This window comes from Burkholderia sp. LAS2 (assembly GCF_018417615.1).
GTDB lineage: Bacteria > Pseudomonadota > Gammaproteobacteria > Burkholderiales > Burkholderiaceae > Burkholderia > Burkholderia sola.
In genome coordinates this window covers 170,175-192,360 of record NZ_CP071054.1, presented here as the reverse complement: position 1 = coordinate 192,360, position 22,186 = coordinate 170,175, and the positions used below count along the sequence as shown (strand labels likewise).

Below are 22,186 nucleotides of genomic sequence, written 5' to 3'. Positions count from 1 at the left end.
CGGCCGGCGGCGGATGTGAATTCCGGAACACGAACGACGCGCGCCATCACGCAGTACGCGGCGCGGGGGCTGCGAACGGGTTAACGGCGCAGGGAACGGGCGGCTTTTATCCGCAAGCGACGCGAATCTTGACGATTGCGACAGGGGAAGGGGGAAGCAGCGCGGCTACCGGCCGCCGCCGAGCCTGGAGCGAATCTGCCGACAGGTCGCGCTGGTGCGTGGCGATCTGCCAAACGTTTCCGCACGCGTACTACACCATTGCCCGCCTGTCGCCGTAGGGCATGTCGGCAGGCGGCTCCAGCGGGATCACCGGCATCGCGTCACGCGTCGGTCTCGTAAAACAGCCCGTATTCGCCGTTCGTTCGCCTGATTCGCGCGAACCCGGGCTCTCCCAGATGCATGCCGGCGATCAGCAACCCTTCCGCGCTGACCCGATCCAGCAGCCGCGAACGCGTGGTCGCCGCCTGCGACGCGTCCTGGTCGAACGCAATCGACACATCCGGCCGCTTGATCTGGATATGCGGAAAATGCACGATATCGCCCCACACGAGCAGGCCCTGATCGCCGGATTCGAGCAGGTAGCCGGTATGTCCGTCGGTATGCCCCGGTAGCGGTATGGCAGCGATGCCGGGCAGCACCTCGCCTTCATCGAAGGTCCGCAGCGCGTCGCCGTAAGCGTCGAATGCGTGACGCGCGATCCGGAAATTGCCGCGCGCGCGCTCGCCGGCGCGACTCAGGTTGCCGTCGTCGCGCCAGAATTCGACCTCGCGTCGATGCGCGACCAGTTCCGCATTCGGAAACGCCGCGTGTCCGGCCGCATTCACCAGCCCGCCGACGTGGTCGGGATGGGCGTGGGTGAGCAGGACGGTGTCGATCGCGGCAGAATCGATACCGGCGAGCCGCAAATTGCCGTGCAGGCGGCCACCCCATTCCTTGATGCCGCCCGCTCCGGCATCGATGAGAATCGTGCGGCCCGCGCCGCGCACCACGTAGCAGTTGATATGCACGGCGGACGGCTGCTGCTGCCCGGCCGCGCGCTGCATCCCGGCAGCGTCGGTCGCGTCGATATTCGACAGGAAATCGAGGCTGGCCGTGAGGTAGCCGTCGCTGATCGCGGTGATCGTGAAATCCCCGACACGCCGGCCGGGAAACGTAACGTTGGACATCATGCTTCTCCGCAGCGGCTAGTTACGGGCGTGAAGGTCCGGCGCGGCATGACCGAAGCAACGGATGCGCGCCGTCAGCCCCGTGCGGCGAACGATTGCGCGATCCAGCGCTTCCATGAACGCGTTCATGACCGCGGGCGGGCGAAACGACGCCACGCGATAGCGGATTTCCGCGAAAACGGGATGCCCGCAGCCGTGCCGGACCGCCACGTAAATGATGTGGACATTCCGCTGTTCCGCCTGAAGGACATCCGTACAGAGTTCGATGCAGTCGCCGGACAGTTCGGCGAGGCTTGCGTCAGGCGGCATGCGTTCCGCATCGATATGGAAAGTCACGTCAGGCATCGCGGGCGGCCTTCGTCAGTTGCTCGGTCATCGGTGCGTACAGATCAAGGTCGGCCGGCACGTTCCCGGCAAGCGGCGCATCGCTGTGCCGCAGGACCGCGAGCCAGCGGCGCGCCGGACACTGCTCCAGCGCGACGGCCTGCATGGCCAGCGGCTTCAGGCCCAGTTGGATCAGCGAGTCGGGCCCGCTGGCGCTCAGCACGAGCAGTTCGTCGGCATTGACCGCCGGCGCACGACCGATATCGCTATAGAGGTTGCGGTGCCAGTCGGTGATGTGCTGCTGCCACCGCGCGAAATTGCCGCCGCCCTTCTGCCGATATTCGTCGCCGGTCAGTACGTCGAGGCCGTCGATCGTGTGAACGGCCAGATAGACGGGGCAACCGTCGCTGATCGCGCTGAAACGCTGCGACGTGTGAAAACCGGCCACCGAGATGAGCGCCGGCAGCTTGTCGAGGTTGTAGAAGTCGTTCCATTCGGCTTCGCTGGCAGGGTCGGCGAAGCTGCATTCCACGGTGTAGATCATCGGCTTGTCCTTCGCTTCGAATGCGGGATATTCAGTGCAGTGACGTAATGCTAATCTGCGGTTTCCCGCGTAGATATCGACTTAAAGTCAGCCTTCAGTGATATTTGATCAAGCTGACGGTCGAACGCGCTCCGACCGGCGAGACCCCGATGCGACGCAAGATCCCGAGCAATTCCGCGCTCCTGGCCTTCGAGGCCGCGGCCCGACACGGCAGCTTCGCCCGCGCCGCCGACGAGCTGGCGCGCACCGAGGGCGCGGTCAGTCGCCAGATCGGCCGGCTCGAGGCGTTCCTTGGCGTGACGCTGTTCGAGCGCGTCGGCAACCGCGTGCGGCTGGCGCCCAACGGCACGCGATACGCGGTACAGGTGCGCGAGATTCTGGATCGGCTCGAACGGGACAGCCTGTATCTGATGGGGCAGCCCGTCGAAGGCGCGAGCATCGATATCGCCGCGATTCCAACCTTCGCGACCCGCTGGCTGATCCCGCGGCTGAAGCGCTTTCAGGCGCGCCATCCGAACGTCACCGTGCATATCGCCGAACGGATGGAGCCGTTCCTGCTGGCCGGCAGCGGATTCGACGCGGCCATTCACTTTGCGCATCCGGCCTGGGCCGGCATGCATCTGCATCCGCTGCTGGAAGAGGTGCTGGTGCCCGTCTGCAGTCCGGCGCTGCTCGAACGCGCCGGCGCCAATCCGTCGCTGGATGCGCTGCCGCGCCTTCACCGGCGGCAGAATCCGGATGCGTGGCAGCGCTATGCGCAGGAGACCGGCATCGTGCTGACCAATTCGGCGGTCGGCCCGCGATACGATCTGCATTCGATGCTGATCGAGGCCGCGCTGGCCGGCCTCGGCGTCGCGCTGGTGCCGCGCCTTTACATCGGGGCCGAGCTCGAGCAGGAGCGTCTGGTCGCGCCCTGGCCGGACGGCAAGGCGGTGACGAAAAACTTCTGCCTCGTGCTGCCGGAGCCGATCGAATTGAGCGCGGCGCCGGTGCGGGCGCTTGCGGAATGGGTGCTGGGCGAGGCGCGGGGCTCGGCGTGTTGATGCAGTGCCCGACGTTCGTCGCCACACGGATTCGGAAAATCCTGCCCCCCTCCGCTAATCGAGGTACGGCTCCAACACGCCCCCGATCCAGTCCATGAAAGCCCGCACGCGCGGCGAAAGATTGCGCCGATGCGCGACGACGAGCGACGCGGCAAGCGGCTCGGGCCGCAAGTCGGGCAGCACCTCCACGAGCGCGCCGCTTTCGATGTGATGCGCGAGCGCCGAATAGCCGGCCTGGATCAGCCCGATGCCCGCCAGCCCCGCCGCGTGATAGGTCTGAACGCTGTTGACCTGCATCGCGCTGGGCAACGGCAGCCACGCATAGCCGTCGCCGTCCGGGTATTCCCATCCGGGATGCCGCGCGCCGAGCGTCAGCGTGTAGTGAATCATCTTGTGCCCCTGGCTGCGCAGATCGGCGAGCGTATGCGGCACGCCGTGCCGCGCGAGATAGTCGGGGCTCGCCGCATTCGTCATGCGCAGCCTGCCAAGCGGCCGCGCAATCAGCGTCTCGTCGGCGATCGGGCCGAGCCGTATCACGCAATCGAACCCTTCCCGAACGAGATCGACACGCTGGTCGGTGCTCGAAAGCTCCAGCTCCAGATCCGGATGCGCGGCCATCAGTTGCGGCAGCGCCGGCACCACGACGCTGCGCGCGAGTTCCGTGGGCATGTCCACGCGCAACCTGCCGCGCAGCGAGGTACCGCGCCCCGAGAACATCGACTGCAATTCCTGCACTTCGGCGAGCAGGTCGGTTGCGCGCGCATAGAACGCGCGTCCGTCTTCGGTGAGCTGCACGCGTCTCGTGGTCCGATGCAGCAGTGCGACACCCATGTCCCGTTCGAGCGCACGGATAACCGTGGATACCCGTCCTTTCTGAATGCCGAGGCTTTCGGCGGCACGCGTGAAGCTCGCCATTTCGGCGACACGGGCAAAAATCAAAAGCGCGTCAAGGTTCTGCATTGTTCATCCGGAAAGTAACAGAACGTTCAATCTGTCGTCGTTTATCACCGGATTGCGGCTCGGTAGAGTGGCTTCCCACGTCGTCTGAACGACAACCCGAACGAAAGGAAACCCTCATGGATCAACAACTCGACCCGCCGGTCAAAACGGTCGTCGTCTATCACTCCGGCTACGGCCATACGCAACGCATGGCCGCCGCTGTCGCGGACGGCGCCGGCGCCGCACTCGTCGCGATCGATGCCGACGGCAACCTCGCCGACGACGCGTGGCACACGCTGGCCGCCGCCGACGCAATCCTGTTCGGCTCGCCGACCTACATGGGCGGCCCGAGCTGGCAGTTCAAGAAGTTCGCGGATGCATCGTCGAAGGTCTGGTTCGAAAGCGGATGGCGGAACAAGATCTTCGGCGGCTTCACCAACAGCGCAAGCATCAACGGCGACAAGCTCAATACGCTCGAATACTTCTTCCTGCTGGCCGGACAGCACGGCGGCATCTGGGTCAGCATGGACATCAAGCCGGCGAATCTGAAAGCGTCGACGCGCGACGACCTGAACCGCATGGGCGCCTACATCGCGCCGATGGCGCAGACGCCGGCCGATGCGTCGCCGGAAGAGATGTCGCCGGGCGATCTCGAAACGGCCCGACGCTATGGCGCGCGCGTCGCGGGGATTGCCGGGCAGTTGCGGGCCGGCCAATCACGCGCCAACTAACATTCCGACGTTCATGCGGGGCGCCACCGGCCGACGCCCCGCATCGGGTCCGGCCGATTCTGAAGGGCGCTGCAATGAAATACAAGCAATTGGGCCGCACCGGCCTGTATGTGTCCGAGCTGTGCCTCGGCACGATGACGATGGGCGGCAACGCGGATGCCGGCATGTGGGCAGCGTGTCGGTCGCGCGGATCGCGCTCGCGTGGTTGCTCGTCAAGCCGGCGGTCACGAGCGTCATCATCGGCGCGAAGCGGATCGACCAGCTCGACGACAGTCTCGGCGCGGTCGATGTCGTCCTGACCGACGATGAACTGGCGCGTCTCGATGCCGTGAGCGCGTTGCCGCCCTGCTATCCCGGCTGGATGATCGCGCGTCAGGAAGCCGGCAGGGTTCCCGCGCCGTTCACGCGCGGCGCGGCGCAACAGGATCGGCGGCGCATCACTTCGGAAACACGCCCTTGCTCATCGCATCGAGCTGCCGAACGATCTCCGCGCGCAATTCGGCCGATACGTCGACGCTGTCGAGCAACTCCGAAATCCACAACCCGTCGGCCGCGAGCCGGCAGATCATCAGCGTCGCGGCGCGCTCGAGCGGCACCGGGTCGGGCCGCGTCCATTCGCGCATCGGCACCGACCAGCGCGCGCGCGTGTCCTGCTCGGTGATCATCGACGCGACCAGCACGCGCAGCACCTCGATACTCGCGGCGGGATTGGCCGCATCGAGCACCGCATGCAGATATGCGCGCGCCGCCGCGCCGTCGCCGCGGAAATCGACCGCCAACCGCGCGGCCAGTTGCGCGCCGAACCGCTCGGTCGCCTGCCCGAACAGCGCATCCAGCAGCCCTTGCTTGTTCGCGAAGTGATATTGCAGCGCGCCCTTCGTCACGCCGGCACGCTCGGCCACCGCGTCGAGCGTCAACGCGGCCACGCCGTGATGCGTCGCGATCTCCGACGCGGCCGCCAGCAATTGCGCGCGCACTTGGTCCGGCGCTTTTTTTCGCCGCACGCCGGCCACAGGTACGGCCGGCGCCGATGATCCTTCAGGCGCCCGTGCGTCGGGTGTTCCAGCCGGTTCGACGGGCGCGGACACGTCGCGCGGCGCGGGTTCGAGGCGTTTTTTCATGGTGCGGATGGTAGCATCCAGGCGTGTCGATATAAACATTCCGGCTGGATGGTATGATCCGCCGCATGAACAAAATGGCCCCCTCTCCCTGGTCCGCGCTCGACACTGCAATCGCCCGTGGACGCGACGCACTCGTACGCCTTCAGCAGCCCGACGGCAGCTGGTGTTTCGAACTCGAATCCGACGCGACGATCACCGCGGAATACATCCTGATGATGCATTTCATGGACAAGATCGACGACGTGCGCCAGGAGAAGATGGCGCGCTACCTGCGCGCGAACCAGCGGCTCGACACGCACGGCGCATGGGATCTGTACGTCGATGGCGCGCCGGACGTGTCGTGCAGCGTGAAGGCGTACTTCGCGCTGAAGGCGGCCGGCGACAGCGAACAGGCGCCTCACATGACCCGCGCGCGCGACGCAATCCTGAAGCTCGGCGGCGCGGCACGCTCGAACGTGTTCACGCGCATCCTGCTCGCGACGTTCGGCCAGGTGCCGTGGCGCGCGGCACCGTTCATGCCGATCGAATTCGTGCTGTTCCCGAAGTGGGTGCCGATCTCGATGTACAAGGTCGCGTACTGGGCGCGCACGACGATGGTGCCGCTGCTGGTGCTGTGCTCGCTGAAGGCGCGTGCGCGCAATCCGCGCAACGTGTCGATCCGCGAGCTGTTCGTCACGCCGCCGGAACAGGAGCGCGAGTACTTCCCGCCCGCTCGCGGCATGCGCCGGCTGTTCCTCGCGCTCGACCGCATGGTCCGCCCAGTCGAGCCGCTGCTGCCGAAGCGCTTGCGGCAGCGCGCGATCCGGTATGCGGAGACGTGGTGCGCGGAACGGATGAACGGCGAGGACGGCCTCGGCGGCATCTTCCCGCCTATCGTGTACAGCTACCAGATGATGCAGGTGCTCGGCTACCCGGACGACCATCCGCTGCGGCGCGATTGCGAAAACGCGCTGGAGAAGCTGCTGGTCACGCGGCCGGACGGCAGCATGTATTGCCAGCCGTGCCTGTCGCCGGTGTGGGACACCGCGTGGAGCACGATGGCGCTCGAACAGGCGCGCGGTGTCGCGGCGCCGGAAGCCGGCGAAGCGCCCGGCGCGCTGCGCGAGCTCGATGCACGCATCGCACGCGCGTACGACTGGCTCGCCGAGCGGCAGGTGAACGACCTGCGCGGCGACTGGATCGAGAACGTCCCGGCCGACGTCGAACCGGGCGGATGGGCGTTCCAGTATGCGAACCCGTACTACCCCGACATCGACGACACGGCGCTCGTCACCGCGATGCTCGATCGCCGCGGCCGCACGCATCGCGATGCGGACGGCACGAACCCGTATGCGGCGCGCGTCGCCCGTGCACTCGACTGGATGCGCGGGCTGCAATCGCGCAACGGCGGCTTCGCGGCGTTCGATGCGGACTGCGACCGGATGTACCTGAACGCGATTCCGTTCGCCGATCACGGCGCACTGCTCGATCCGCCGACCGAGGACGTATCGGGCCGCGTGCTGCTGTGCTTCGGCGTGACGAAGCGCGCGGACGACCGCGCGTCGCTCGCGCGCGCGATCGACTACGTGAAGCGCACGCAGCAGCCCGACGGCAGCTGGTGGGGCCGCTGGGGCACAAACTACCTCTACGGCACGTGGAGCGTGCTGGCCGGCCTCGCGCTCGCCGGCGAGGACAAGTCGCAGCCGTATATCGCCCGCGCGCTCGACTGGCTGCGTACGCGGCAGCATGCGGACGGCGGCTGGGGCGAAACGAACGACAGCTACCTCGATCCGACGCTGGCCGGCACGAACGGCGGCGAGAGCACGTCGAACTGCACCGCGTGGGCACTGCTCGCGCAGATGGCGTTCGGCGACTGCGAATCCGATTCGGTGAAGCGCGGCATCGCGTACCTGCAGTCGGTGCAGCGGGAAGACGGCTTCTGGTGGCACCGCTCGCACAATGCGCCGGGTTTTCCGCGCATCTTCTACCTGAAGTATCACGGCTATACCGCGTACTTCCCGCTGTGGGCGCTCGCGCGTTATCGGCGGCTGGCGGGCGCGAAGGATGCGGGCGCAACCACGTCGTCCGCGTCCGGCGCACCCGCCGCACGCGCAACGGACAGCGCGCTCGCCTGAGCCGGAGCGCCGGCACGCGTGACGGCGTCCGGCGCGCTCAAAACGACTCCCGTCCCCTTCCTGCCTACGCGTCGCGCGGCGCCCGCATCCTCGCGAACGCATCGCGCAAATCCGCGCAAAACGCGTCGCCGATCATCGACAGCGGCTGCGACGCGGACGTCACCAGGTAGAAGTGATCGGGCACGGCCGGCTCGAACGGCTTGACGACCACGCGCGGGCCCGCGTATGCGGCGGTCACCGGATCGATCAGCGCGACGCCGGCGCCGTTCGCGACGAACGCGACGATCGTCCGCGACAGCTGCGCCTCGATCGACAGCACGCGCGACACGCCGGCTTCGACGAACACGCGGTCGATCGCGCTGCGCGCCTCGAAACTCGGCGGAAACGAGATGAACGATTCGTCGCGCAGGTCGGCCGGCTGCACGACGCGCTTGCGCGCGAGCCGATGCCCGCGCGGCACGACGCAGCACATCGCGCTTTCCGCGAGCCGCTCGCCGCGCACGGCCGGATGCGGGACGGGTTCGGCGATCAGCCCGACGTCGCATTGCCCCGACGCGACCTTGTCGACGACGGTGGACGCACTGTGCGCGAGCAGCGTGATGTCGACACCCGGATGCGCGTGCGAGAAGCGCGTGACGAGTTCCGGCAGCAGGTCGAGCGCGACGGCGGGCGAACCGGCCACGCGCAGCGTGCCGCGCCGCATCGCGCGGATCTGCTCGGCGGCCTGCGCGACGCGGTCGAGGCCGACGAACGCGCGTTCGACCTCCTCGTACAGCACGCGCGCCTGCGCGGTCGGCGTGAAGCGCCCCTGCTGCCGCTCGAACAGCACGAAGCCGATCCGCGCCTCGAGATCGGCGATCAGCCGGCTCACGGCCGGCTGCGAGATATGGAGATCGCGTGCCGCGCGCGTGACGGTATGGCGCTGCATCACCGCGCGAAACGCTTCGATCTGGCGAATCCTGAGCGAAGGCGTGGTCATAACACTGGATTATGGGTCGTTGATCAAGCTGTATTGGACAGCCCATTTTGCCTGTCCGAACATCGGTTCCGCAACGTACTGAAAGCAAGGAGCCGCGCCGCCATGGGATATAACACGCAACCGCCTCACCCGCGACACCGGAGCCGCGCATGACCATGCGCTGCTTCGACGTCGTCGTGGCCGGCGGCGGTCTCGTCGGCATGGCCATCGCGTGGGGCATCGCGCGTCTCGGCCAGCGCGTCGCGGTGTGCGACGGCGACGACATCGCGTTTCGCGCGGCGCGCGGCAATTTCGGGCTCGTGTGGGTGCAGGGCAAAGGCGGCCGCTGCCTGCCGTACGCGCGCTGGTCGCGCGAATCGTCGGCGCGCTGGCGCGCATTCGCCGCGCAGTTGCAGCGCGAAACGGGCGTGGACTGCGCGTTCGAACGCCCGGGCGGCATCGAGCTGTTCGAGCATCGCGCGGAGCTCGACGGCGCGACCGAGCTGCTCGAATCGCTGCACCGGCAGGACGCCGCGCTGTCGTACGAGGTGCTCGATCCCGCGGCGCTGCGGCGGCGCATTCCCGCGGCGTCGCCATCGCTGGCCGGCGCGCTGTGGTCGCCGAACGACGGTCACGCGAATCCGCTCTACACATTGCGCGCGATGCTGCACGCGTTCCAGCAGTGCGGCGGCGTCTATCTGCCGCGCAGCGAAGTCGCCGAGATCCGCCCGCGCGCCGGGCGCTTCGAGATCGACACGCGCGACGCGCAACTCGAAGCCGGGCGCGTGGTGCTCGCGGCCGGCCTCGACAACGCGCGGCTCGCGCCGATGGTCGACCTGCGCGCACCGATCTCGCCGTTGCGCGGCCAGATCATGGTCACCGAGCGCCTCGCGCCGTTTCTCGACTATCCGACGCTCGTCGTCCGCCAGACATCGGAAGGGTCGGTGTTGCTCGGCGACTCGGCCGAAGACGTCGGCTTCGACGACGGGCAGACGCGGCCCGCAATGGTCGACATCGCGCGTCGCGCCCGCACGGCATTCCCGGCGCTGGCCCATGCACGCATCGTGCGCGCATGGGGTGCGCTGCGCATCATGACGCCCGACGGCCTGCCCGTCTACGAGGCGTCGGCCACGTATCCCGGCGCGTTCATCGCGATCTGCCACAGCGGCGTGACGCTCGCGGCGACCCACGCCGATCTCGTCGCGCCGTGGATCGCCGGCGGCGCCGCGCCGGCCGACCTGTCCGCCTTTACCACCGCGCGCTTCGCCGCGCCCACGGAAGCCCGGCATGTTTGAATCCCTCGTTCCCGCCGCCGCGACGCTCGAACGCGTGCGCATCCATATCGACGGCACGCCGCACGACGTGCCCGCGCACGACAGCGTCGCGGCCGCGATGCTCGCCGCCGGTTCGGCCGCGTGCCGCACGAGCGCGGTGAGCGGCGCGCCGCGCGGCCCGTTCTGCATGATGGGCGTGTGCTTCGACTGCCTCGTCGACGTCGACGGCGTGCCGAACGTGCAAGGCTGCATGACGCCCGTCGCCGACGGCATGCAGGTGCGCACGATGCACGGCAAGGCGAGGCTCGCATGACACGCCGCCAGTGCGACCTGCTGATCGTCGGCGCCGGGCCGGCCGGCATGGCGGCGGCGACTGCCGCGCGTGCGACCGGCTTGTCGGTGGTCGTCGCGGACGAAGGGCGCGCGCCCGGCGGCCAGATCTACCGCAACGTGGCCGACGCGCCGGCGCCGCTCGCGCAATGGCTCGGCGCCGACTACACGGCGGGCCGCCCGCTCGTCGACGGCCTGCTCGCGAGCGGCGCGCATTACCTGCCGCGCAGCGTCGTGTGGCAAATCGCGTTCGAGCCGGAACCCGTCGCGATGCTCACGCAAAGCAGCCCGTCGCGCGGCACGCTCGAAATCGGCACACGTGCGGTGTTGATCGCGACCGGCGCGCAGGAGCGGCCGTGGCCGGTGCCGGGCTGGACGTTGCCCGGCGTGATGGGCGTCGGCGCCGCGCAGACGCTGCTGAAAGCGTCGGGCCTCGCACCATCGGCCGACGCCGTGCTCGCGGGGACCGGCCCGCTGCTGTGGTTGTTCGCCGCGCAATTGCTGAATGCCGGCCGGCGCGTGCGCGCGCTGATCGACACGACGCCGCACGACGCATGGCGCCGCGCGCTCCCGCATGCGCTGCCGGCGCTGCGCGGCGCCGACTATCTGCTCAAGGGCTGGCGCATGCTGCGCGCGGTGCGCGATGCCGGGATTCCCGTGTATCGCGGCGCGACCGATATCCGCATCGACGGCAACGACCGCGCCGAACGCATCCGCTTTCGCGACGCGCAGGGCGTCGTGCAAACGCTCGACACGTCGCTCGTGCTGCTGCATCAGGGCGTCGTTCCGTCGACGCAGCTCGCGCGTTCGCTCGGCTGCGCACACGAATGGGACGAATCGTCGGCGTGCTGGCGGCCACAGTGCGACGCGCGCGGCCGCAGCAGCGTGCCGCACGTGTGGATCGCGGGCGACGGCGCGGGCATCGGCGGCGCGCGGGCGGCGGCGCTCGCCGGCGAAGTGTCCGCGCTCGACATCGCCGTGCAACTCAGTGCACTCGACGCGCAACGCCAGGTCGCACGCGAACGCCCGGTGCTGCACGCGTTGCGCCGCCATCTCGCGGTGCGCCCGCTGCTCGACGCGCTGTACACGCCGCCCGCCGCGCTGCGCCGCCCCGACGACGACACGATCGTGTGCCGCTGCGAGGAAGTCACGGCCGGCGAAATCCGCCAGCTCGCGGCGCGCGGCTGCCAGGGGCCGAACCAGATGAAGGCGTTGACGCGCTGCGGGATGGGCCCGTGCCAGGGACGCTGGTGCGGCACGACGGTCGGCGAACTGATCGCCGACGTGCAGCAGCGCAGCGTCGGCGACGTCGGTCACTACCGGATTCGCGCGCCGATCAAGCCGGTCACCGTCGGCGAGATGGCCGACGCGCTCGACCTGTCGAACGATTTTCAGCGCGGCGAATTTCCGAGCTGACGCGCCCGCCCACTCTTCCCCACACGAACGGAGCCTGACCATGAAGACGCGCCTCACGATTCTCCTTTCCGCCGCCGCGATGGCCTTCGCGTCGCTGGCGTCGGCGAAGGAATGGACGACCATCCGCATCGGCGTCGATCCGACCTACCCGCCGTTCGAGTCGACCGCGACCGACGGCAGCGTGAAGGGTTTCGACATCGATCTCGGCAACGCGCTGTGCGCGAAGCTGAAGGCGAAATGCGTGTGGGTGTCGAGCAGTTTCGACGGGCTGATTCCGGGGCTGCAGGCGCGCAAGTTCGACGTGATCCTGTCGTCGATGGCCGCGACCGAGCAGCGGCGCCAGCAGATCGACTTCACCGATCGCCTGTACCGCAACCAGACGCGATTGATCGCGCGCACCGGGTCGGGGCTGCTGCCGGACGCGGCGAAGCTCGCCGGCAAGCGCGTCGCGGTCGAACAGGGCACGATCCAGGAAACCTACGCGCGCGAGAAGTGGGCGGCCGCGAAGGTCGAGGTCGTGCCGTACCCGAGCTACGACCAGGCGTATGCGGATCTCGTCACCGGGCGCGTCGACGGCGTGCTGATGGATGCCGTGCAAGGCCAGCTCGGGTTCCTCGCGACACCGCGCGGCAAGGGCTTCTCGTTCGCGGGCGGCGTGGTGTACGACGCGAAGATCATGGGCAACGGCGACGCTGCCGGCGTGCGCAAGGCCGACACCGACCTGCGCGACGCACTCAATCGCGCCATCGCGCAGATTCGCAGCGACGGCACGTACAACCAGATCCAGTCGAAATACTTCGACTTCGACATGTACGGGAACTGACGGCGAATACGGGCTCGGTTCGGTTAGCGTCGAACCGTCTCCAGGTTGCGCGGATAAGTCCTTTTTGGACATAATTAATCAATATTGAGTCCGATAAGGTCTGACATGCTCGACATCCGCCAGCTTCAGTACTTCATCGCGGTCGCGGAAGAGGAACACGTCGGCCGCGCCGCCGAACGCCTGCATATTTCGCAATCGCCGCTCAGCCGCCAGATCGCGCAGCTCGAGGAAAAGCTCGGCCTCACGCTGTTCGAACGCAGCCAGCAGCGCATTCGCCTGACGCGCGACGGGCGCACGTTCCTCAGCGAAGCGCACGCATTCCTGCGCCACGCGAACCGGCTCGAATCGCTCGCGCGCCGGCTCGGTCGCGGCGACGAAGGCGGCCTGTGCATCGGCTACCTCGAAACGGCCACGCACTCGGGCGTGCTGCCGCGCGCGCTGAAAACGCTGCGCGCCGGGCGCCCGTCCGTTCACATCGCTTTGTACAACTATCAATCGGCCGCGCAGCTCGAAGGCTTGCGCGAGCGCAGCCTCGACATCGCGCTCGTCACCGAGCCGCCCGCGCCGGACGATCCCGAACTCGAATCGACGAAGGTGCTGGACGATCCGATGCTGCTCGCGATGCCCGACGGGCATCCGCTCGCGAAGAAAAAGACGCTCGTCGCCGACGATCTCGCCGCGCAGGCATGGATCGGCGTCACGCAGCAGGACAGTGCGCCGCGTCACGGCGCATTCGTCGCGGCCTGCGCGAAGGCCGGCTTCTCGCCGGACATTTCGGTGGAAGCGACCGAGCCGCTCGCGGCGCTCGGCCTCGTGGCCGCGGGGCTCGGCGTGACGATGATCCAGCAGAGCCTGCGTCACCAGGTGCCGGAAGGCGTCGTGCTGCGCGAGCTCCCGTGGTTCAGCTATCGCACGCCGCTGTGGGCCGCGTGGCACAAGGTCAACCTGCGGCCGCTGGTCGGCATCTTTCGCGAGATCCTGACCGGCGAGGAGGTCGTCGCGACAGTCTGAAATTGAATCCATGAAAGCGCGGGGCGTTGTTGCAGCGCGACGCCTTGCGCGCCAGTAAAGACGGTCCCGATTGCTTCGCTACCCTGATCTTTGATGCGCGGTGCGCGACCCGTGATCGACGCGTGCCACAGATGCGACGCCTTCGCTCAGCGCGCTGGCCGGAATGTACGGCAGCCAGCCGGGCAGCGACCCGAAGCCGCCGATCAGTTGCCAGACCGTGTCGGCCGAAGCCGCGATCTCGATACCTGCATGGGCCTGCGCCATGTCGTCACCCTTCACGATCAACGCTCGGTCGGCAGCGGCGCATTGGCCGCGATCAGACCTTGTTCGCGCATCTCGCGCCAGAAGTCCGCCGGAATCGCCACGTTCAGCGCCGCCTGGTCTTCCGCGATCCGCTCCGGACGGCTCGCGCCCGGAATCACCGCGACGGTGGCCGGATGCGACATCGAGAACTGTAGCGCGGCGGCCTTGATCGGCACGTCGTAACGCGCGGCGATCGCCTTGATCCGGTCGACCTTCGCGAGGATGTCCGGCGACGCCTTCTGGTATTCGAAATGCGTGCCGCCCGCGAGCACGCCCGAGCTGTACGGGCCGCCGACGACGATCCCGACGTTCCGCGCGGCCGCCGCCGGCATCACGCGTTGCAGCGCGCGCTCGTGATCGAGCAGCGTGTAGCGGCCGGCCAGCAGCATGCCGTCCGGTTGCGGTTCGGCAAGGTCGAGCACCAGCTCGATCGGTTCGACGCGGTTCACGCCGAGACCCCATGCGTTGATCACGCCTTCCTCGCGCAGCTTGCCCAGCACGCGGAACGCGCCCTTGCGCGCCACTTCGAATTGCGCGAGCCATTCGTCGCCGTAGAAGTCCTGCGCGATGTCGTGCACCCACACGATGTCGAGGCGGTCGGTGCGCAGGCGCTTCAGGCTGTCCTCGATCGAGCGCAGCGTCGCGTCGGCCGAGTAGTCGTTGACGATGCGGTTCGGCCGGCCGTGTTCGAACAGACCGCCCTTTTCGCCGAGATCGCGCGCCGACACGTCTTCGATTTCGTCGAGGATCAGGCGGCCGACCTTCGTGCTCAGCACGTATTCGTCACGCGGATGGTTCGCCAGCGCGTCGCCGAGGCGGATTTCCGCGAGGCCGGCGCCGTAGAACGGGGCCGAATCGAAATAACGGATGCCGTGTTGCCACGCGGCTTCGACGGTAGCCGCGGCTTCCGCGTCCGGGATGTTGCGGAACATGTTGCCGAGCGGGGCGGTACCGAAACCGAGGATCTTGTTGCCGGGCAGCTTGTCTTTGAGACTCACGATTTTCTCCAGGGAAAGATGGAAAGCACGTTCAGTCTAGGCACGCGGGTTAAGTCTGTCCAAGACGGAATTCGACACAGTTGAGTCCCGTGAGGTCTGATTGGGCGATCAGCGGCCTGTTTCGATCCGCGGCTGCGGCGCGCTGTTCGGGCGAACGGCCCGACCGGCAAGGCTGCCGACCGAATTCACGTTCGATTCATGACTCAGGATCAAAAATGATTTGGCCGGGCGGCCATTTTTCCCGGCTGCCGCGATACCTATATTGGGTGCACTCGCAACGACATCGACGCGGTCGACGTTGGTTGCGGCTCACTCAACCACACAGGTACCCATGATGAAAACGCTCGTTTCTTCCACCCTCGCCGCCCTGATCCTTTCCGCACCGGCGCTGTCGTTCGCGCAACCGACCGACCATCAACCGACCCGTGCCGAAGTGAAGGCCGAGATGGCCCGCCTCGCGGCCGTCGGCTACACGCCGGCGCTGGATCACAACCAGTATCCGGCCGCGATCGTTGCCGCCGAAAAGCGCGTGCGCGAAAACGCCGTCGCGCAGGCAGCGCCGCACGCCGCCCCGCTCACCGATGAAACCGGTTACGGCAGCGAACCCCGCACCACCAGCGAATCCGGCCGCGCGATGACGATCAACGGCCGCGACTCGATCTATCGCGGTCATTGAGTCACGTCGGCGCGCACGAGAGCACGCCTTTCGATACGCGCACCCGCTCGTCCGTCCCCTCCGCATGGCCGGCCCGAAGCGCCTGAACAGGCATTCGGGCCGCGCGCCGTCGCTGCACTTCCGCCCCCTTGCCCTGCTCCGCGAAACCGCTCGCGCGTCGCCGTTGCGGGCTGCGATTCGTGACTGCGCAGTACAAGTTCTTATGCCGCTTCATCGGTTTATCCGCCGCGCGCCGCACACGATACTTCGGACCGTCCGGCGCCATGCGCCTCACGAAGATCCCGATGCCTTTCATTCGTTGCTCCGGGAGCGAGACGGGCCATGCGGCGCACGTCCCGCGAGATGTCTTGCGTCGCAGTATCGATGGCCGGCGCCGGCGGCGGAAGGCGTGAATCACTCAAACAGTTTTGCGCGCGGCGGGATGATCGGCCGTGTCAGACGAATCCTTCTTCGACCAGCGTGCAGCCGTCGGCCGTGATCGCGTGCCGCTGGCCACGCGGCTCCAGCGCTCCGGTGCCCGGACACGCGCGTGCCAACGTTACCGCGCGTCGGCGTCGCCGAGCGACCCGAGAATCAGGTACGCGACCTTCACGCGATCCTCGATCGGCACATTGCCGTTCGCGAGCATCACGATTCCGATCCGCTTCGCGGGAATGAACGCGACGTACGTGCTGAAGCCGCCGGTCGACCCCGTCTTGTTGATCCAGGTCGCGGGGTTCGGCGCGAGCGGCGGCTGGATCGCGCTCGCCGGCACCGCATCGAACAGCATCTTCGGCGCGTTGCCCGCGAGCAGCGTCGGCAGTGCGACCGGGTATGGATACTGTTCCCAGATCAGATCCTGCGTGAGCGGCCCCGCGCGGAAATAGCCGGTGTGCGTGCGTTCGATCGCGCGCCGCAGGCGCGGCGCCGTCGGGATCATCTCCATGTTCGCCTGCACGAAGCGCAGCAGGTCGGCCGCCGTGGTCCGCACGCCGTACGCGGGCTGCCACAGCATGCCTTCCGTCATCCGCACCGGCTTGCCGTCCTTCGTGTAGCCCTGCGCATAGTCGGCCATGCGCGCGGCGGGCACGTCGATGGTCGTGTGCGTCATCCCGAGCGCGGCAAAGAGCCGCTGCGCCATCAGCGTCGCGAAATCCTGGTGCGTCGCCTTCGCGGTGAGCCAGCCGAGCATGCCGATCGCGACGTTCGAATACGTGCGGTGCGTGCCCGGCGCATACTCGGGCCGCCACGCGTCGAGATAGCGAATCAGGCCCGCGTCGTCGCGGATGCTGTCCGGCACCTGCAGCGGCGTCCCGCCGGGCGTATGCGTGCCGAGCTGGAGCAGCGTCACGACGCCGAACGGCCTGCCCTGCAGCTCGGGCAGATATTTGGCCACCGGGTCCGCGAGCGACAGTTCGCCGCCCTCCTGCGCGTCCGCGGCGAGCGTCGCGGTCAGCGTCTTGCTGACCGAGCCGATCTCGAACAGCGTGTCGCCGGTCACCGGCTTGCCGGTTTGCCTCGACATCACGCCGTAGTCGAACACGTACGGCTTGCCGTCGGCGACGATGCCGATCGCCATGCCAGGGATCGCGTACTGCTTCATCAGCGGCGCGACCTGGCGCGTGACGGTGTCGTGGAGCGCGTCCTGCGTGACGGCGGCCGCGCGACCGGCCGTGGCGGTCGCGCATGCGGCGACGAACAGGGTCGCGGCGAAGCGTGTCGCGTTGAATCGCATGGGTGCGGTTCCTTTCCTTTTCTAATGGTTGCATGGACAACGGATGCGGCCGCGCCGCGCGCAGCGCGCGTCGGCCGGCCTGTCGAAGCAGGACTATCCGCTACCGCCCGGCCGCCAACAATCGACGATATGTTGCGCGAGCCGAAAGAAAAACTTATGAGATACGCGGCAAGCAGGATGGGGCCGCGCCCCGCTCGGAGCCGCATGCCCGTTTTTCAGGAAAACCTGTCGGTTTCAACAGCATCGAATCCGGCCACCGATTGGCGCCGTATCGAAAATCGACGAAAAAGAGATAAGTCTTGTCAGATCCGCGGGCGCCGGCCAGCGGCGCGATTGATTCATCCGCATGGATCGAAGTAGACTCGCGGAAGCAAAAAATAAAACCCATCCTGAGAGAAACAATGAATCGCCCTTTCCCGATCGCCCGCTCCCGCGTCGTCGGCTCCCGTGTGGTCGCGTGATTTTCACGCACCGACCGACCTGAACCGAAATACGCGACGCCGCCGCGTTGCTGCGCGCGCACGTTCGCCGTTTCGTCGTTGAGCCAGAAGAACCGCCAGGGTCCCGCGCACACCGCCTGCGCACGCCCTGCCCGACCGGAGAGTGAGCCCGTGACCGCAACCGTGGCCGCGTCGGCCTATCGGCCGCGCGATGTCGTCAATGCGCCCGACATCAAGGCGGCCATCGCGCGCCGCAGCGCCGAGCGCGGCGATCCGGCCGAGATCCTCGCGTGGCTCGGCAACCATTTCTTCCGCTGGGTCGTCGGGGCGTTCGAGCAGGCGCAGCCGCTCGCTTCGCTGGCCGATTACCGCGCGCTTGCCGGCGCCGACCGGCCGGCGCCCGAGTGGCTCGTGCGCCGGTTCCGCGCGCAATCGGCATCTCCGGCATCCGGCCCGACGCCCGATGCGGCGCTGCCGCCCGCCGCTGAACCGCCGCCGCTCTACTTCATCGATCCCGAGCACATGCTGCTGATCGACCGCGAACGCGTGCTGGTCGAATTCCTGCGCTCGCGTGCCGGCACGCGGCTCGCGCAGAAACTGCAACGCATCACCTGCGCGATGGCGCTCGACATGTGGGAGCGCGAGCACCAGCGGATGCAGGCGCGCCGCGACAAGGGCTGGGTGCCGAGCAGCGGCCTCGCGCTGCGCGAGGTGTTGCGCACGCCGAACGGGATCGTGTTCGAATTCGTCGGCGATCATCCGGCGCTGCGCGAGGAACTCGCGTACGAGTCGTACTACATGCAGCACTGTCTCGGCCAGTTCGCGGATCGCCGCCGGCTGCGCGGCGGCTACGGCGAGCAGTACGCGCAAGCCGCACGGGACGGCCGGCTGCGCCTCTTCACACTGCGCGGCGCGGGCAACCAGCCGCACGTGACGATCAGCCTGCAGGCGAGCGGCGACGGCCTGCGCATCGACCAGATCAAGGGCAAGCAGAACCGCCATCCGGTGCGCCGCTATGCGGACGACGTCCGCCAGTTCCTGCGCGCGCTCGCGCCGCGCGGCGAGCGTCATCCCGATTGCGAGGGCATGGGCCTCGTGTTCGAACCGGATGCGCCGGGTGCGGCCACCGGCGCGTGGACCTTCGTCACCGACGTGCGCTCGTCCGACCATCTGCTGAGCGTGATGAGCGAGAACTTCCACCTGATCGAGCATTTCGAGCAACCGCCGGCCGTGCTGCAATGGCTGCTGCTGCGCAATGCACCGTATGCGCTCGGCCAGTTGCGGCAGATCGATCCGGCCGTCGCGGCGGCCGCGCGCCATGCGTTGCCGGCCGATGCACTGCCGGCCGCGCGCGCACCCGACGCGCCGCCGGCCGCGACCGCATTCGAGATCGAAGGCATCGCGATCGATCCCGCGCTGTGCGCGGCGTTCGCGTTGCCTGCGCCGACGGACGGGAGCGCGTCATGCTGAAACTACTGCTTGGCGCGGCCGTGCTGGGGCTCGCGTGGTACGTGTGGCGCGCGTTCCGGGTCGCCGCACGGATGGTGCACGAAGTCGACGCCGACCAGGCCGCGGGCGCCGACAGCACGGTGCCGGTGCGCCAAACCGCGGCCGTCAGGCTCGCGCAGGCGCAGGCCGAGCAGGCGCCGCCGAACCGCCGCCGCTGGGCGCTCGCGCTCGCCGACATCCTGCTGATCCGCAACGGGCTGCGCTGCGATTGCGACGACCTCGTCCATGCGCTGCCCGACGCGCAGCGCGAACAGCTCGCGCGCCAGGTACGGCGCGAACTCGACCTGCCGGCCGACCTGCCCGAGTGGCAGATCGTGCAGCGCGTGCCGTCGATCCTCGCGGGCTGGATTCGCGGCGTCGGCCGCTCGCACGACGGCTTCTACGAACAGCTCGCCGCCGTCGGGCGCGTGCGCGACGCACTCGCGTTCGATTGCGCGCGCACCGCGTTTCTCGTGCGCTGCATCGCGCTGCTCGGCTGGGCGTCCGAACAGCACGCGTGGATCGTGCTGCTGCTCAATGCGCAGCGCGCGCAGGACAGCTTCGACAGCTGGGAAGACTTCGGGCTCGCGTATGCGCGGGCACGCCAGCAGTGGCTGCGCGGCAGCAGCCAGGACGGCCCCGCGTCGTCGCGCGCCACGCAGGAAGTGCGCGAATACCTGCGCAATCCGTCCGGAAACTGGCTTTCGCTGCCGTGGAAGCGCTACCGCATCTTCGACCCCCAACCCGTTTCGTCATGACCGCCGATACCGACATGTCCTCCGCTTGCGCCGACCTGATTCCGCCCGCGACGTCCCGCTGGTCCATTTGCGACGTCGACGCGCTGCTGCGCGCCGGCGACTATGCCGCGCTCGACGCGCAACTCGATGCCGCACTCGCCGCCAGCTTCGCCGATCGCACCGCCGAGGCGCGGTACGTCGACGCGCTGCCGGCCGACGTGCAGCCGTGTATCGACGCCGGCGCCGACGGCCTCGCGCGCCTGCGCGCATGGCAGGCCGCGAACCCGCGCTCCGCGCACGCGTGGCTGTGCGAAGCGCATTACTGGCACCACTGGGCCTACGAATACCGCGGCAGCGGCTGGGCCGAAACGGTGACCGAAGCCGGCTGGATCGGCGCGCATGCGTGCGCGACGCTGACGCTCGTCGCCGCGCTGCGCGCGCTGATGCTCGCGCCGACGTTGTGGAGCGCGCCGATGGTGATCTTCACGAGCGTGTCGTCGTTCGGCGAACCCGAGTGGCTCGCGCAGCTCGTGCGCGAGCGCCGCTGGCCCGTCACCGAACTGCAGTTGAACGCCGGCGCCGACGACGCAGCCACGCGCACCGAACTGCAACGCATGTTCGCGCGTTCGGGACTGAACCCCGACGTGCCGGTCGCCTGCCCGCCGGAATTTCCGGACGCGCTGCCCGGCCCGGTCCAGGGCAAGAAGCTGCGCAAGGAGAAGTGGTACTGGATGGAAGCGACGCTGCACATCCACCCGAAGCTGTTCTTCCCGATGCGCACGTTCATCTGGTACATGCAGCCGCGCTGGGGCGGCTCGCACGATCACATCCGCGCGTTCGTCGCGTCCGACGCGTGCGCGCACCTCGACGCGGTCGAAAAGGACCGGCTGCTGCACGAGATCTGGCGCGACGACTACGCCGGCAATACGCTGGACGCGAATGACGACGACGACGATGCGCGCCACGCGATCACCGCGACGCTCGCGCGTGCGCAGGCGGCGCTGCATCCGTATCACCGTTGGGAAACGCTGAGCTGGCTCGCGCACAGCCATTACATGCGCGAGGACTACGAAAAAGCGTACGCCCGCCTGCAGGAAGCGGAACGCGACCAGCCGATCGACAACGACCAGAAGATGGCGATCGGCGTGCGACTGGCGCTCAGTCTCGATCCGCATGGCGACTGGCTGACCCGCGCGATCGAACGTGCATCGGACGCTCGCGCGTGCACGGCGGCAATGATCCTGCGCGGCTACGGACATCGTACCGGCACGTTCGGTTTCGCCCAGGACGACGCGCGCGGCGATGCATGGCTCGAAGCGGCACGCGTGAACGAGCCCGGCTCGCTCGCATGGAACCAGGTCGCCACCGCGCTGGAGTACGAAAACCGGCGCCCTGCCGATGCCGTCGCCGTCTGCAAGCTTGGCTACGAGGCAGGCGGCGATTCGTGCGATTACCTGCTCGGTTGCTTCTACAAGGACGGCACGCATGTCGAGGCCGACCCGTACCGCGCCGCCCACTACTTCCGCGAGTCGATGGAAGCCGGCGGCAACATGGCCGCGTATCGGCTCGGCTACACGTACTACCACATCGGGCAGACCAGCACGGACCGGGCCGAACGCGCGCGCATGCAGGTCGAGGCCGTCGAGGCCGCGCGCAAGGCGCACGAGATGGGGCATACCGACGGCCTCGAGTGCATGCTGATGTTCATCGGCGACATCGACGACTATCCGTCGCGCCATCGCTACGTCGACGAACTGCGCCGGCATGCCGAAGGCGGCCACCCGGCCGCAATGGCCGCACTGTCGTTCTTCCTTGCCGACGTCAACGACAAGTCGCTGTACGACTATCGCGAGAGCGTGCGCTGGATCATGGGGGCGCAGGCCATCGCGCCGGACGACGAGTACGTGCGCACCATCACGCGTGTCAGCCACGAGGACGGCATGCTCGGGAAGCTGCGCTACAAGCTGCAGCGCAAGCAGATCAAGGCGCACGAGATTCCCGGCGCCGACAACGCGATGGTCTGAACGCGGGCCGAC

At 68.1% G+C, this 22,186-nt stretch carries 23 protein-coding genes and 1 pseudogene; 13 read left to right on the top strand and 11 right to left on the bottom strand.

Features of this window, described 5'->3' with window-relative positions:
- Positions 1–320 precede the first annotated feature (320 nt).
- From JYG37_RS30000 to JYG37_RS29990, 3 genes are read right to left on the bottom strand one after another with little or no spacing between them, the layout of a single operon-like run.
- Positions 321–1,166, bottom strand: coding sequence for an MBL fold metallo-hydrolase (locus tag JYG37_RS30000; RefSeq protein ID WP_050013654.1), 846 nt, complete (start codon positions 1,164–1,166; stop codon positions 321–323).
- Between the two features lie 18 nt (positions 1,167–1,184).
- Positions 1,185–1,511 carry a hypothetical protein gene (locus JYG37_RS29995; RefSeq protein ID WP_213346905.1) on the bottom strand — a complete coding sequence of 109 codons (327 nt, stop codon included), beginning with the start codon at positions 1,509–1,511 and terminating at the stop codon, positions 1,185–1,187.
- On the bottom strand, positions 1,504–2,034 hold the full coding sequence (locus JYG37_RS29990; RefSeq protein WP_050013608.1) for a hypothetical protein: 531 nt from the start codon (positions 2,032–2,034) through the stop codon (positions 1,504–1,506). Before JYG37_RS29990 ends, JYG37_RS29995 begins: the two co-directional genes overlap by 8 nt.
- 149 nt (positions 2,035–2,183) lie before the next feature.
- Between JYG37_RS29990 and JYG37_RS29985 the strand changes: the two genes are divergently transcribed.
- The gene (locus JYG37_RS29985) at positions 2,184–3,077 is read left to right on the top strand and encodes a LysR substrate-binding domain-containing protein (protein ID WP_213347079.1); all 894 of its coding nucleotides are present in this window, start codon (positions 2,184–2,186) and stop codon (positions 3,075–3,077) included.
- A gap of 54 nt (positions 3,078–3,131) precedes the next feature.
- Here the strand turns inward: JYG37_RS29985 and JYG37_RS29980 are convergent, their stop codons facing one another.
- Positions 3,132–4,037: a LysR family transcriptional regulator gene (locus tag JYG37_RS29980; protein WP_213346903.1), complete on the bottom strand. Its 906-nt coding sequence runs from the start codon at positions 4,035–4,037 to the stop codon at positions 3,132–3,134.
- Between the two features lie 116 nt (positions 4,038–4,153).
- Between JYG37_RS29980 and JYG37_RS29975 the strand changes: the two genes are divergently transcribed.
- A complete protein-coding gene (locus JYG37_RS29975) occupies positions 4,154–4,747 on the top strand; it encodes a flavodoxin family protein (RefSeq protein ID WP_124637446.1) in 594 nt (197 codons plus the stop codon).
- Positions 4,748–4,922: 175 nt separating this feature from the next.
- Positions 4,923–5,168, top strand: a pseudogene (locus JYG37_RS29970) (aldo/keto reductase); the annotation flags it as partial.
- 16 nt (positions 5,169–5,184) lie between these two features.
- Here the strand turns inward: JYG37_RS29970 and JYG37_RS29965 are convergent.
- Complete coding sequence (locus tag JYG37_RS29965; protein ID WP_050013611.1) at positions 5,185–5,868, bottom strand: TetR/AcrR family transcriptional regulator; 684 nt, start codon at positions 5,866–5,868, stop codon at positions 5,185–5,187.
- A gap of 53 nt (positions 5,869–5,921) precedes the next feature.
- On the opposite strand from JYG37_RS29965, the gene shc reads away from it, so the two are divergent.
- Positions 5,922–7,982, top strand: coding sequence for a squalene--hopene cyclase (shc, locus tag JYG37_RS29960; protein WP_124630047.1), 2,061 nt, complete (start codon positions 5,922–5,924; stop codon positions 7,980–7,982).
- A gap of 64 nt (positions 7,983–8,046) precedes the next feature.
- Here the strand turns inward: shc and JYG37_RS29955 are convergent, their stop codons facing one another.
- Positions 8,047–8,961, bottom strand: coding sequence for a LysR substrate-binding domain-containing protein (locus JYG37_RS29955; protein ID WP_089490124.1), 915 nt, complete (start codon positions 8,959–8,961; stop codon positions 8,047–8,049).
- Positions 8,962–9,110: 149 nt separating this feature from the next.
- Here JYG37_RS29955 and JYG37_RS29950 point away from each other — a divergent pair, with 149 nt between their 5' ends.
- The 5 genes from JYG37_RS29950 (at position 9,111) to JYG37_RS29930 (ending at position 13,794) form a co-directional block, all read left to right on the top strand.
- A complete protein-coding gene (locus tag JYG37_RS29950; RefSeq protein ID WP_124630046.1) occupies positions 9,111–10,235 on the top strand; it encodes an NAD(P)/FAD-dependent oxidoreductase in 1,125 nt (374 codons plus the stop codon).
- Positions 10,228–10,527 (top strand): (2Fe-2S)-binding protein, encoded by a 300-nt coding sequence (locus tag JYG37_RS29945; RefSeq protein ID WP_050013615.1) that lies wholly within the window; start codon positions 10,228–10,230, stop codon positions 10,525–10,527. Before JYG37_RS29950 ends, JYG37_RS29945 begins: the two co-directional genes overlap by 8 nt.
- Positions 10,524–11,960 carry an FAD/NAD(P)-dependent oxidoreductase gene (locus tag JYG37_RS29940; protein WP_213346901.1) on the top strand — a complete coding sequence of 479 codons (1,437 nt, stop codon included), beginning with the start codon at positions 10,524–10,526 and terminating at the stop codon, positions 11,958–11,960. The genes JYG37_RS29945 and JYG37_RS29940 overlap by 4 nt, the downstream gene beginning before the upstream one ends.
- A 40-nt stretch (positions 11,961–12,000) precedes the next feature.
- On the top strand, positions 12,001–12,783 hold the full coding sequence (locus tag JYG37_RS29935; protein ID WP_050013617.1) for an ABC transporter substrate-binding protein: 783 nt from the start codon (positions 12,001–12,003) through the stop codon (positions 12,781–12,783).
- Between the two features lie 105 nt (positions 12,784–12,888).
- Positions 12,889–13,794 carry a LysR family transcriptional regulator gene (locus JYG37_RS29930; protein WP_209938606.1) on the top strand — a complete coding sequence of 302 codons (906 nt, stop codon included), beginning with the start codon at positions 12,889–12,891 and terminating at the stop codon, positions 13,792–13,794.
- Positions 13,795–13,872: 78 nt separating this feature from the next.
- Here JYG37_RS29930 and JYG37_RS35185 read toward each other — a convergent pair whose 3' ends face one another.
- Entirely contained in the window at positions 13,873–14,073 is a 201-nt protein-coding gene (locus tag JYG37_RS35185) for an SRPBCC family protein (protein ID WP_373452515.1), read from the bottom strand.
- A gap of 2 nt (positions 14,074–14,075) precedes the next feature.
- Positions 14,076–15,095 carry an aldo/keto reductase gene (locus JYG37_RS29920; protein WP_213346899.1) on the bottom strand — a complete coding sequence of 340 codons (1,020 nt, stop codon included), beginning with the start codon at positions 15,093–15,095 and terminating at the stop codon, positions 14,076–14,078.
- Positions 15,096–15,426: 331 nt separating this feature from the next.
- Between JYG37_RS29920 and JYG37_RS29915 the strand changes: the two genes are divergently transcribed.
- Entirely contained in the window at positions 15,427–15,771 is a 345-nt protein-coding gene (locus JYG37_RS29915) for a DUF4148 domain-containing protein (protein ID WP_213347077.1), read from the top strand.
- Between the two features lies 1 nt (position 15,772).
- Here the strand turns inward: JYG37_RS29915 and JYG37_RS29910 are convergent, their stop codons facing one another.
- The 3 genes from JYG37_RS29910 to JYG37_RS29900 form a co-directional block, all read right to left on the bottom strand.
- A complete protein-coding gene (locus JYG37_RS29910; RefSeq protein ID WP_213346897.1) occupies positions 15,773–16,066 on the bottom strand; it encodes a hypothetical protein in 294 nt (97 codons plus the stop codon).
- 243 nt (positions 16,067–16,309) lie between these two features.
- Complete coding sequence (ampC, locus tag JYG37_RS29905) at positions 16,310–17,485, bottom strand: class C beta-lactamase (protein ID WP_213346895.1); 1,176 nt, start codon at positions 17,483–17,485, stop codon at positions 16,310–16,312.
- A 154-nt stretch (positions 17,486–17,639) separates the two neighbouring features.
- Positions 17,640–18,008 (bottom strand): hypothetical protein, encoded by a 369-nt coding sequence (locus tag JYG37_RS29900; protein ID WP_124630045.1) that lies wholly within the window; start codon positions 18,006–18,008, stop codon positions 17,640–17,642.
- Positions 18,009–18,096: 88 nt separating this feature from the next.
- On the opposite strand from JYG37_RS29900, the gene JYG37_RS29895 reads away from it, so the two are divergent.
- From JYG37_RS29895 to JYG37_RS29885, 3 genes are read left to right on the top strand one after another with little or no spacing between them, the layout of a single operon-like run.
- A complete protein-coding gene (locus JYG37_RS29895) occupies positions 18,097–19,395 on the top strand; it encodes a hypothetical protein (RefSeq protein ID WP_050013625.1) in 1,299 nt (432 codons plus the stop codon).
- Positions 19,389–20,171 carry a DUF1266 domain-containing protein gene (locus tag JYG37_RS29890; protein ID WP_050013626.1) on the top strand — a complete coding sequence of 261 codons (783 nt, stop codon included), beginning with the start codon at positions 19,389–19,391 and terminating at the stop codon, positions 20,169–20,171. Before JYG37_RS29895 ends, JYG37_RS29890 begins: the two co-directional genes overlap by 7 nt.
- A gap of 14 nt (positions 20,172–20,185) precedes the next feature.
- Positions 20,186–22,174 (top strand): DUF4034 domain-containing protein, encoded by a 1,989-nt coding sequence (locus JYG37_RS29885; protein WP_235356202.1) that lies wholly within the window; start codon positions 20,186–20,188, stop codon positions 22,172–22,174.
- Positions 22,175–22,186: the final 12 nt, after the last annotated feature.